Consider the following 565-nt stretch of genomic DNA (forward strand, 5'->3'; position numbering starts at 1 on the left):
GCTGCGCGTGGGTGCCTTCGGGACTACCTTGTCCTTCTTGTCGTCTTTCTTCTCTTTCTTCTCGGCCTTCTTCTCCTTTACGGGCTTGTCGGCCTTCTTCTCCTTGGCGGGTTTCTGTTCCTCAGCCGCCTTTTTCTACTTCTTCACCGGCTCATCCGCCGCCTTCTTCTTGGCAGGCGCCGCATCCTGCTCGGCAGCAGCCTTTTTCTTCTTCGGCTGCTCGGCGCCTTCGCCGTTCTTGCGCTCAGGCGAGCCGCCACCGAATTTCTCGAAGGCGCGCTTCTCGCAATTCGCGGGGTTCTTCACCACGATGCAGTTGGCGCCATCCGGGCAGGCCGTCTTCTTGTCGGGCAGGCAGGCCACGGTCTGCCCCTGGACCTGGACACGGGTCTGCGCGCTCAGGGCTGCGGGATTGATGCCAGCCAGAGCGACGGCCAGTGCCGTCGTGCAGTTCAGAATACGGTTCATGCCTATCCTCTTTCGATTCTCTGCGGTGGGCCAAAGGGCAACCACCTGCACCGGAGATGGTTCCCTGTAGACAAAAATCCCCGCTGATATGCCATAT

The 565-nt window shown here is 60.2% G+C and carries 1 protein-coding gene; it reads right to left on the reverse strand.

Going from position 1 to position 565, the window contains the following annotated elements:
* Window positions 1–135: 135 nt before the first annotated feature.
* A partial coding sequence (locus PKE99_RS39400) for a hypothetical protein (RefSeq protein ID WP_271215167.1) occupies window positions 136–565 on the reverse strand: 430 nt, incomplete at its 5' end.

The sequence above is a fragment of the Pseudonocardia halophobica genome (genome assembly GCF_027922425.1).
Classification (GTDB): domain Bacteria; phylum Actinomycetota; class Actinomycetes; order Mycobacteriales; family Pseudonocardiaceae; genus Pseudonocardia; species Pseudonocardia halophobica.